This is a genomic window from Paracoccus luteus, from assembly GCF_004522155.1.
Lineage (GTDB): Bacteria > Pseudomonadota > Alphaproteobacteria > Rhodobacterales > Rhodobacteraceae > Paracoccus > Paracoccus luteus.
This window is the reverse complement of sequence record NZ_SDEA01000017.1, coordinates 44,250-53,673: the sequence shown is the minus strand read 5'-3', so window position 1 is coordinate 53,673 and position 9,424 is coordinate 44,250. Positions and strand designations below refer to the sequence as shown.

9 protein-coding genes are annotated in these 9,424 nt (G+C 71.1%); 1 reads left to right on the top strand and 8 read right to left on the bottom strand.

Translation table 11 applies throughout. The features are described 5' to 3' along the window. Positions 1–1,269: pyruvate dehydrogenase complex dihydrolipoamide acetyltransferase (locus tag EPA64_RS15165; protein ID WP_134727149.1), on the top strand; the 1,269-nt coding region annotated here is incomplete at its 5' end. A 103-nt stretch (positions 1,270–1,372) separates the two neighbouring features. On the opposite strand, the gene EPA64_RS15160 is transcribed toward EPA64_RS15165, so the two are convergent. The 8 genes from EPA64_RS15160 to rimM form a co-directional block, all read right to left on the bottom strand. Then, positions 1,373–4,444 carry an efflux RND transporter permease subunit gene (locus EPA64_RS15160; RefSeq protein ID WP_134727148.1) on the bottom strand — a complete coding sequence of 1,024 codons (3,072 nt, stop codon included), beginning with the start codon at positions 4,442–4,444 and terminating at the stop codon, positions 1,373–1,375. Further along, complete coding sequence (locus EPA64_RS15155) at positions 4,441–5,967, bottom strand: efflux RND transporter periplasmic adaptor subunit (RefSeq protein ID WP_220443768.1); 1,527 nt, start codon at positions 5,965–5,967, stop codon at positions 4,441–4,443. The genes EPA64_RS15160 and EPA64_RS15155 overlap by 4 nt, the downstream gene beginning before the upstream one ends. 103 nt (positions 5,968–6,070) lie before the next feature. Next, positions 6,071–6,853, bottom strand: a complete 783-nt coding sequence (locus tag EPA64_RS15150) for a division plane positioning ATPase MipZ (RefSeq protein ID WP_134727147.1) — start codon at positions 6,851–6,853, stop codon at positions 6,071–6,073. Positions 6,854–7,024: 171 nt separating this feature from the next. Then, a complete protein-coding gene (gene rpmE, locus EPA64_RS15145; protein WP_134727146.1) occupies positions 7,025–7,246 on the bottom strand; it encodes a 50S ribosomal protein L31 in 222 nt (73 codons plus the stop codon). An 11-nt stretch (positions 7,247–7,257) separates the two neighbouring features. Continuing rightward, positions 7,258–7,665 (bottom strand): 50S ribosomal protein L19, encoded by a 408-nt coding sequence (gene rplS, locus EPA64_RS15140; protein WP_134727145.1) that lies wholly within the window; start codon positions 7,663–7,665, stop codon positions 7,258–7,260. Then, the gene (gene trmD / locus EPA64_RS15135) at positions 7,662–8,474 is read right to left on the bottom strand and encodes a tRNA (guanosine(37)-N1)-methyltransferase TrmD (RefSeq protein ID WP_134727151.1); all 813 of its coding nucleotides are present in this window, start codon (positions 8,472–8,474) and stop codon (positions 7,662–7,664) included. Before trmD ends, rplS begins: the two co-directional genes overlap by 4 nt. 110 nt (positions 8,475–8,584) lie before the next feature. Continuing rightward, the gene (locus EPA64_RS15130; protein ID WP_134727144.1) at positions 8,585–8,902 is read right to left on the bottom strand and encodes a hypothetical protein; all 318 of its coding nucleotides are present in this window, start codon (positions 8,900–8,902) and stop codon (positions 8,585–8,587) included. Then, positions 8,899–9,402, bottom strand: a complete 504-nt coding sequence (rimM, locus tag EPA64_RS15125; RefSeq protein WP_167626681.1) for a ribosome maturation factor RimM — start codon at positions 9,400–9,402, stop codon at positions 8,899–8,901. Before rimM ends, EPA64_RS15130 begins: the two co-directional genes overlap by 4 nt. Positions 9,403–9,424: the final 22 nt, after the last annotated feature.

Genomic DNA, 9,424 nt, shown 5'->3' with positions numbered 1-9,424 from the left:
ATCGAGACCGACAAGGCCACGATGGAGTTCGAGGCAGTGGACGAGGGCACCATCGGCAAGATCATGGTGGCCGAGGGCACCCAAGGGGTGAGGGTGAACACCCCCATCGCCCTGCTGGTCGAGGAAGGCGAGGACGCATCCAGCGTCGCCGCCCCGTCCGGCGCGGCCACGGCCGATGCGGCCCCCGACAAGGGCTATGGCGGACCGAACGACGGACCGCTGTCCGCCGATGGTCAGTCCGATGCGGGATCGCCCACCGGCGCGGAGTCCGGCAAGTCCGCGGCGGCCCCCGCATCGTCGCGCGGCAAGGGGGACCGGGTCTTCGCCTCGCCGCTCGCCCGCCGCCTCGCCGCCGAACGGGGGATCGACCTTGCCGGGATCACCGGCACCGGCCCGCGCGGCCGGATCGTCAAGACCGACGTCGAGGCCGCCCGGCCCGGCGCGGCCAGGCCTGCCGCCGCCGCCGCCCCGGCGCAGGCCGCCGAAGCCCCCGCCGCGCCGAAAGCCGCAGCCCCCGCGGCAGCAACGGCTGCCCCGCAGGGCATGGGCTATGAGACGGTCAAGAAAATGCTGGACGGACGCGAGACCGAGGAGGTCGCGCTGGACGGCATGCGCCGCACCATCGCCGCGCGCCTGTCCGAGGCCAAGCAGACCATCCCGCATTTCTATCTGCGCCGCTCGGCCAGGCTGGACGCGCTGATGGAGTTCCGGGGCACGCTGAACAAGCAACTGCAGGGGCGCGGGGTCAAACTGTCGGTCAACGACTTCATCATCAAGGCCTGCGCGCTGGCCCTGCAGCAGGTGCCGGATGCCAATGCCGTCTGGGCGGGCGACCGGATCATCAAGCTGAAACCCTCGGACGTGGCGGTGGCGGTGGCCATCGAGGGCGGGCTGTTCACCCCGGTCCTCAAGGACGCCGACAAGAAGACCCTGTCGGCGCTGTCGGCCGAGATGAAGGATCTGGCCAGCCGGGCCAAGACCAAGAAGCTCGCCCCCCACGAATACCAGGGCGGCAGCTTCGCGATCTCGAACCTCGGCATGTTCGGGATCGAGAACTTCGACGCGGTCATCAACCCGCCGCATGGCGCGATTCTGGCCGTGGGCACCGGCATCCAGACGCCCGTGGTCGAGGATGGACAAGTCGTCATCCGCAACGTCATGTCGATGACGCTGTCCGTCGACCACCGCGTCATCGACGGCGCGCTGGGGGCGCAGCTGCTGGCCGCCATCGTCGAGAATCTGGAAAACCCGGTCGCCATGCTGGCCTGACACGGGACACCGGACGGACAGGGGGGGGCGCCTTTGCGGGCGCCCCTTCTTCTTGGGCCAAATACTCCGGGGGAACGGCCGCAGGCCGTGGGGGCAGCGCCCCCTATTCCGCGGGCGCCCCCTGTTCGGCGGGCGCCGCCGGCCGGTTCAGCCCGATCCGGCGCTGCACCCACGCGCCCACGCGGCCCTGCGCGCCGTGGATGACCGAGAACAGCGACGGCACGAACAGCAGCGACAGGGCCGTGGACAAGAGCAGCCCGCCGATCACGGCGACCGCCATCGGGGACCGGAACTCGGACCCCTCGCCGGTGCCCAGCGCCGACGGCATCATGCCCGCCGCCATCGCGATGGTGGTCATCACGATGGGGCGCGCGCGCTTGTGGACGGCGTCCAGGATCGCGTCGCGCTTGGGCACGCCCCCGTCCATCGCCGACAGCGCGAACTCGACCAGCATGATGGCGTTCTTGGTCACGATCCCCATCAGCATCAGGAACCCGATCACCACCGGCATCCCGATCGCATAGCCGGTCACATACAGCGCCAGCATCGCCCCCCCGATGGCCAGCGGCAGCGACAGCAGGATGCTGATCGGCACGACAAAGTTGTGAAACAGCAGCACCAGCACGACATAGACCAGCAGCACGCCCGACGCCATCGCGATGCCGAAGGCGCCGAACACCTCGCCCATGATCTCGGCATCGCCCGAGGTCTGGAACTCGGTCCCCGGCGGCAGGTCGATGGTGTCCTGCAGCGCCTGCACCTCGGCCGACACTGGCCCAAGGACCGCACCGTCCACCAGATTGGCCGACACCGTCGTGCGGAACCGCCGGTCATAGCGCGAAATCTGCGTGGCCCCGGCGGACAGCGTGATGTCGGCGACCGCCGCCAGCGGCACCTGCCCCGCGGATGACGGCACCCGCAGCGCCTGCACCCGCATCATGTCCTGGCGCGAGGCCGCGTTCAGCCGCACCACGATGGGTATCTGCTCGTCGCCCGCGTTGAACTTGGCCAGGTTCGATTCATTGTCCCCCAGCGTCGCCACCAGCAGCGTCTGCGCCAGCGAGCTTGCGGACACGCCCAGCTGCGCCGCCACCTCGGGGCGGGGGCGGATCTGGATTTCGGGGCGCTTCAGCGCCGACGACGACGTCACCCCCTCCAGCGACGCCATGCCGCGCATCCGCGCCGCCAGCAGCTCGGCCCCGTGCGCGGCGGCCTCCTCGCTGTCGGCCAGCACGCTGATCGTCAGGTCGTTGGCGCCCTGTTCGTTCTGAAAGTTCAGCCGCACGTCCGGCATGTCGGCCAGATCGCGCTTGAACTGTTCCTCGATCTCGAATTGCGTCCGGTCGCGGGTGTCCGTCTTGCCGGAATTGATGATCAGCCGCGTCTTGGTCACCTCGGACGTGCCGCCCATGACGAAGACGGACTGCACCTCGGGCACCTGCGCGATGCGTTCGGTCAGGCGGCGCGACACTTCCTCGGTCTGGTCCACGGTCGATCCCGGGGGCAGCTCGGCCTCGATCTGGCTGCGGCCCACGTCGGATGGCGCGATGAACTCGGTCGGCAGCAGGGTCGCGGAATAGATCGAGCCGGCGAACACCATCAGCCCGATCAGCAGCGTCATCGCGCGGTGCCGCATCGTCCAGCGCAGCACCCCCATCAGCCGCCGCATCGCCCATCCGTCGGGCCTTTCCTGCGCGTGGCCGTGGCTGCGCAGCAGATAGGCCGCCATCATCGGCGTGATGATCCGCGCCACCAGCAGCGAGAACAGCACCGACACCGCGACGGTCAGGCCGAACTGCTTGAAATACTGTCCCGCGATCCCGCCCATGAAGCTGACCGGCGCGAATACCGCGACGATGGAAAAGCTGATCGCGATGACGGTCGTGCCGATCTCGGTCGCGGCCTCCTCGGACGCCTCATAGGCGGGGGCGCCCATGTGGATGTGGCGGACGATGTTCTCGATTTCCACGATGGCGTCGTCCACCAGGATGCCGGTGACCAGCGTGATGCCCAGCAGGCTGATGCCGTTCAGCGTGAACCCCAGCCAGTCCATGACAAAGAACGTGGGGATGATCGACAGCGGCAGCGCGACGGCGGCGATCAGCGTCGCGCGCCAGTTGCGCAGGAACAGCAGCACGACGATGACCGCCAGCGCCGCCCCCTCGTACAGCGTCTCCATCGCCGAGTGATAGGACTGTTCGGTATAGGTCGTCGAATCGTCGATCAGCGTGATGGCGAGGTTCGGATAGGCGGCGGCGATCCCCGCCAGCCGTTCCTTGGCCCCGTCGCCCGCCGCAAGGTCGGACGCCCCCGTCGCGCGATAGATGCCGAAGGCCACGACCGGCCGCCCGCCCAGCAGGGCAAAGCTGCGTTCCTCGCTGGGGCCGTCGATCACCTCGCCCAGCTGGTCCAGCCGCAGGGTGCGGCCCTGCCCGATGCCGATCGGCGTCGCGGCCAGCTGGGCCACGGTGTCGGCCGACCCCAGCGTGCGGATGGAATATTCGGTCCCCGCCAGGTCGCCGCGGCCGCCGCCCATGTCGATGTTCTTGGCGCGCAGCTCGGTCGAGATTTCGGCCGCCGTCAGCCCGTGGGCCAGCAGACGGTCGGGGTCCAGCTCGACCTTGATCTCGCGGTCGGCGCCGCCGATCCGGCTGGTCTGGCCGACGCCGTCGACGATGGACAGCTCGCGGGCGATGACGTCGTCCACGAACTTGGACAGCGCCTCGATCGACATGGTCGGATCGCTGACCGCATAGGTCAGGATCGGCATGCCGGTCACGTCCACCCGCCGGACCAGCGGTTCGGTGATCGACTGCGGCAGGTCGGCGCGGACGGCGGCGACGGCGTCCTTGACGTCGTTCAGCGCGCGGTCGCTGTCGGTTTCCAGTTCGAACTCGACCGTGATGCTGGCGGCGCCGTCCTGCGCGGTGGAACTGATGTGGCGCACGCCCACGATGCTGGCGATGCTGTCCTCGACCGGGCGGACGACCTGGGTGATCAGCTCGGACGGGGCCGCGCCCGGCTGGCCGATGGTCACCGACACGATGGGCAGGTCGATGTTGGGCATCGCCGTGACCGGCAGCCGCATGAAGCTGACCATGCCCATGATCACCAGCACCACGAAGATGGCGATGGGCGGGACCGGATGGCGGATCGACCAGGTGGACAGGTTCATGGCGCGCCCCGTTCGGACGGCGGCCCGTCGGCGGAGGCCGACATGGCGGGCGCGTCGGCGGAGGCCGACATGGCGGGCGAGTCGGCAGAGGCCGATACGGCGGGAGCGTTGGCGGAGGCCGACATCGCCGGAGCCTCGGCGGCAGGCGCAGGCGCGGGCGCGTTGGGGGCGGACTGCATCGCGGGCGCGCTGGCGGGCCGCGTCTTGGCGGCGGGGCGCGTCGTGGCGGCGGGGCGCTTCTCGGGGGCGGCCGCTGCGGGCGGGGCTGCGCGGGCCGCGTCGCCCCCCGGGGCGGCCGCGCCGACCTGATCCCCGGCGAGCGTTTCGGCGCCGGGTCCATCTGCGGGGGCGGCGGTGGCGGCGTCTGCCTGGACCGCGATCACCGGGTCGCCGCTGCGGAAGAACGCGCCGGCGCGCACCACCACCATCTCGCCCTCGGCCACGCCGCCCGCGATCTCGCGCAGGCCCTGCCACAGCAGGCCAGCGCGGACCGGACGGCTGTCGATCGTTCCGTCGCGGACGATCTGCACCCGCTCGCCCGCGGCATCGGCAAGGACGGCGGTGGCGGGCACGGTCACGGCGATGCGCCGGGCGGTCGTGATCGTGCCGCTGGCGAACAGCCCCGGTCGCAGCCGGTCGTCGGCGGGCAGCGCGATCCGCACCTCGCCCAGCCGCGTCGTCGGATCGACGGATGCGGGCAGTTGCCGCACCTCGCCCACCACCGCGCCGACGCCCGCCACGTCCAGATCGGCGCGCTGGCCGATGCGCAGGTCCAGCAGCGCGGTCTCGATCACCTCGCCCTGCATCTCAAGCGTGCCGTCGGCGATCAGGGTGAACAGCGGATCGCCCCCCGCCGCCGACAGCGCGCCAAGCTGCGCCGCGCGCGCGGTGACGCGGCCGTCCACCGGCGCGCGGATCACGGTGCGGTCCATGTTCAGCTGCGCCACGTCGCGCGCCGCCGCCGCCTGCGCCCGGGCGGCCTGCGCGACCGCCAGCCCGTCGGTGGCCGACGCCGCAGCCGCCTGCGCCGCCGCCTCGGCCGCGACCGCCTGGTCCAGCGCCGCCTGCGAGGTGTTGCCCCCGCGGCGCAGCTGCTGGGCGCGCTCCAGCGCCGTCACCGCTTGCGTCAGCGCGGCCTCGGCGCTGGCGATCTGGCTTTGCGCCTGGCTGACGCCCGCCTGCGCTCGCTGGTGTTCGGCCTCGGCCTGGGCCAGTTGCGCGCGCAGCGTGTCGGCGGACAGACGGGCGAGTTCCTGCCCCTTTTCGACGCGGTCGCCCGCCTCGGCCCCCAGCGCGGTGATCTGGAAACCGGCGACCTCGGGATAGACCTGCACCTCGGACCGGGCGACCAGCGTGCCCGACAGCGGCACGCGGGCCTGCACCTCGGACCGGGCGGCGGGGGCGACGGTGACGGTGGGGGCGACCGCCGCCGCCGCAGCGGGCGCGGGTTCCGCAGCCGGCGCGGGACCGGTTGCGACGGCAAGGGTCAAGACCGCGGCAGCCAGACGCAGGAACAGTGACATCTCAATCTTCCGATGGGTTCAGGCTGAACCTAGGGCACGCAGGGCCACGCAACAATGCCGGCGGCGGGCGCGGCCATCACGACATCGAAAAAACCGCCCGCCATCAGACCGCCCCCGGCACCCCCGGCAGGCGCAGCTCCGCCATCAGGTCGCGCAGTTCCTGACGGGCGGCGATGTTGGACATGGACAGCTGCGTCGTGCCCACGTCGCGCAGGTCCAGCAGCGTCAGCCCGCGCGGGAACAGCTCGCGAAAGATCACCCGCTCGGCAAACCCGGCGGCGACACGGAACCCGATGCGCTTCGACAGCGAATCCAGCGCGGCGCCGACCTTGCGCTTGTTGTGCATCTCGGTCGTGCCCAGGCGGTTGCGCAGCACGATCCAGTCGATCGGCCCGGCGCCCGCCTGCCCGCGCATCTGCCGCGCCGCCCAGACCATCTCGGCATAGATCGACGGGCCAAGCACCTTCCCTTCGGGCGTCAGACGCGCCAGCAGGTCAAAGTCGATGAAGCTGTCGTTCATCGGCGTGACCAGCGTGTCGGCCAGCGCATGCGCCATCTGCGACAGTTTCGTGTGCGATCCGGGGCAGTCGATCACGATGAAATCGGCCTGCGCGTCCAGCGCGGCGACAGCCGCCGACAGCGGGTCGCCGCCCTCGGCCGCGTCGCGCGGCAGTTCGGCCAGGATCGGGGTCGGCAGGTCCAGCCCCTCGCGCGCCAGAAAGGCGCTGCGGTTTTCCAGATAGCGGGCAAAGCTGCGCTGCCGGACGTCAAGGTCCAGCGCACCCACGCGCAGGCCGCCGCGGGCCAGCGCAGTCGCCACATGCATCGAGGTCGTGGACTTGCCCGACCCGCCCTTTTCGTTGCCGACGACGATGATGTGGGCCACGAATCATCCTCCCTGCGGCCGGGCGAGCCTAGCGGCGGCGCGGCGCAAAGTCAGGCGCGGCCCCGAACAAAGCTGTGGACCACTGCGCCCCGCGCCCGGACGGGCGGGAACCGGCGGAACGGCAAACGCCGCCCCGTGGGGCGGCGTCGTGCGTCGTTGCGGTGCGGTGGATCAGAAACCCAGGCCCGCGTATTTGTTCTTGAACCGGGACACGCGGCCGCCGGTGTCCATCAGCTTGGCCGACCCGCCGGTCCATGCCGGGTGCGAGGTGGGGTCGATGTCCAGCGACATCGTGTCGCCCTCTTTGCCCCAGGTCGAGCGGGTCTGATAGGTCGTGCCGTCCGTCATCTTGACAGAGATCACGTGGTATTCGGGATGGGTATCGGCTTTCATGGCGCGCGACCTCAGGCGTTGACGTTGGCGTCAGCCGAAACGGGGGCCTTGGCGGCCTTCGGCTTGTAGTTGGAGACTTCGGCGATGCGGGCGGATTTGCCGCGACGGTCGCGCAGGTAATACAGCTTGGCGCGGCGGACGCGGCCGCGGCGCACGACCTCGATCGAATCGATGTTGGTCGAATACAGCGGGAAGACGCGCTCGACCCCCTCGCCGAAGGAAATCTTGCGGACCGTGAACGAGGCCCCGATCCCGCCGCCCTTGCGGCTGATCACGACGCCTTCGTACATCTGCACGCGGGTGCGCGTGCCTTCGGTCACTTTATAGCCGACGCGGACGGTATCCCCGGCCTTGAAGTCCGGGATCGTCTTGCCGAGAGCGTCGATCTGCTCGGCCTCGATCTGTGCGATCAGGTTCATCGCGGTTCATCCTTTTCATGCGCGCGGTGGTCCCGCGCTTGGTCTGATGCGCCCGAGAGCTGTCGGTCCTTTGCCGGGTCCACGCCGCTGTCGCGGTGTGCCCGCCACAGGTCGGGGCGGCGTTCCTTTGTCAGCCTTTCGGCCATGTCGCCGCGCCATTGCGAAACGGCCGCGTGGTTTCCCGACAACAGAACGTCGGGGATCGCGCGGCCTTCCCATTCGGCAGGCTTCGTATACTGCGGATGTTCCAGCAGGCCCCGGTTGCCGACGGAAAAGGATTCCTCGGCCAGAGAGGCCTGATTCCCCAGCACGCGCGGTATAAGCCGCACCGTCGCGTCGATCAAGACCTGAGCGGCGATCTCTCCGCCGGTCAGGACGTAATCGCCGATGCTGATTTCCGTCACGTCGAAGGCGTCCAGCGCGCGCTGGTCCACCCCCTCGAAGCGGCCGCAGATCAGGGTGACGCCCGGCCCCTGCGCCAGCCTGCGCGCCATCGCCTGCGTCAGCGGACGGCCGCGCGGCGACAGATAGACCACCGGCAGGCCGGGGACCGCCGCCGCCGCCTCGCGCAGCGCCGCGGCCATGACGTCGGGCCGGATCACCATGCCGGCGCCGCCGCCCGCGGGCGTGTCGTCCACGTTGCGGTGGCGCCCGATGCCGAACGGGCGCAGCGGGATGGTGCGCAGGTTCCACAGGCCGTCGGCCAGCGCCCGGCCGGTCAGCGACAGGCCCAGCGTGCCGGGGAACGCCTCGGGGAACAGGGTCACGATCTGCGCGGTCCACGCGCCCGCCGCCTGCGGTTCGGCCATCAGGTCGCGCGGCACCGCCGTGGGCGCCGCGCGCAGCCGCCCGTGCGACCGCGCGGGCGGGGCCGCAGGATCGTCGGCGGGGTCGGGGGAACCCGCTGGCGTGTCCCCGGTCACCGGCGCAGAAAGCCCGGCAGCAGGGCGAGCAGCGCGCCCGCGACCGACACCGCCAGCGGCAGCCAGCCGGGCATCGCCGCGGGACCAAGCCGTCCGCCAACCCACCACAGCGCCAGCGCGCCAAAGCCGATCGCCAGGAACAGCGCCGCCAGCCGCGCCGCATCCGCGACGTCGCGCCGTCCCCCGATCGGCAGGCTGGCGACGGCGATGATCGGCGCGAACAGATAGGCGTTGGGGTCGGTCGCGCCCGACAGGCCCTGCAGCAGCGGCCCGGCGAACATCACCACCAGCGCCAGGATCGTCAGGGGGGTCATTCGTCGCTCTCCGGCGGGTCGGCGACGATGCGCCGGGCGGCCAGATCGACCGTGGGCACCGCCGCGCGCGTGAACGGGATCAGCAGCACGCCGCGGGGACCGGCCACCTCGATGATGTCGCCCGCGCCGTGGTCGTGGATGGCGCGGACCTGGCCCAGCGGTGCGCCGCCGGTGTCGGCGACCGCCAGCCCGATCAGGTCGGCGTGATAATATTCGTCGTCGGGCAGCGACGGCAGCGCCGCGCGGTCGGCCCACAGCGTCGCGCCTTTCAGCGCATCGGCCTGTTCCTTGGTGTCGATCCCCGACAGCCGCGCCCCCAACCCGCCCGTCACCGGGCGGGTCAGGGTGACGGTGAACCGCCGCGCGCCGTCCTCGGACACAAGCGGGCCATAGCTGGCGATGTCCTCGGCCACGGTGCAAAAGCTTTTCAGCCGCACCTCGCCGCGCACGCCGAAGGCGCCGGCGATGGCCCCGACGCAGACCCGGTCAGACATGGACAGCCACCGCGCGGGCGGGGTCGGC

Coding starts and splice junctions, on each gene's coding strand:
- trmD (WP_134727151.1), bottom strand. CDS start 8,474: ATGGCCGAACCGCAGGCGGCGGGCGCGTGGACCGCGCAGATCGTGACC.
- rplS (WP_134727145.1), bottom strand. CDS start 7,665: ATGAACCTGATCGCACAGATCGAGGCCGAGCAGATCGACGCTCTCGGC.
- EPA64_RS15160 (WP_134727148.1), bottom strand. CDS start 4,444: ATGAACCTGTCCACCTGGTCGATCCGCCATCCGGTCCCGCCCATCGCC.
- EPA64_RS15130 (WP_134727144.1), bottom strand. CDS start 8,902: ATGACCCCCCTGACGATCCTGGCGCTGGTGGTGATGTTCGCCGGGCCG.
- EPA64_RS15155 (WP_220443768.1), bottom strand. CDS start 5,967: ATGTCACTGTTCCTGCGTCTGGCTGCCGCGGTCTTGACCCTTGCCGTC.
- rpmE (WP_134727146.1), bottom strand. CDS start 7,246: ATGAAAGCCGATACCCATCCCGAATACCACGTGATCTCTGTCAAGATG.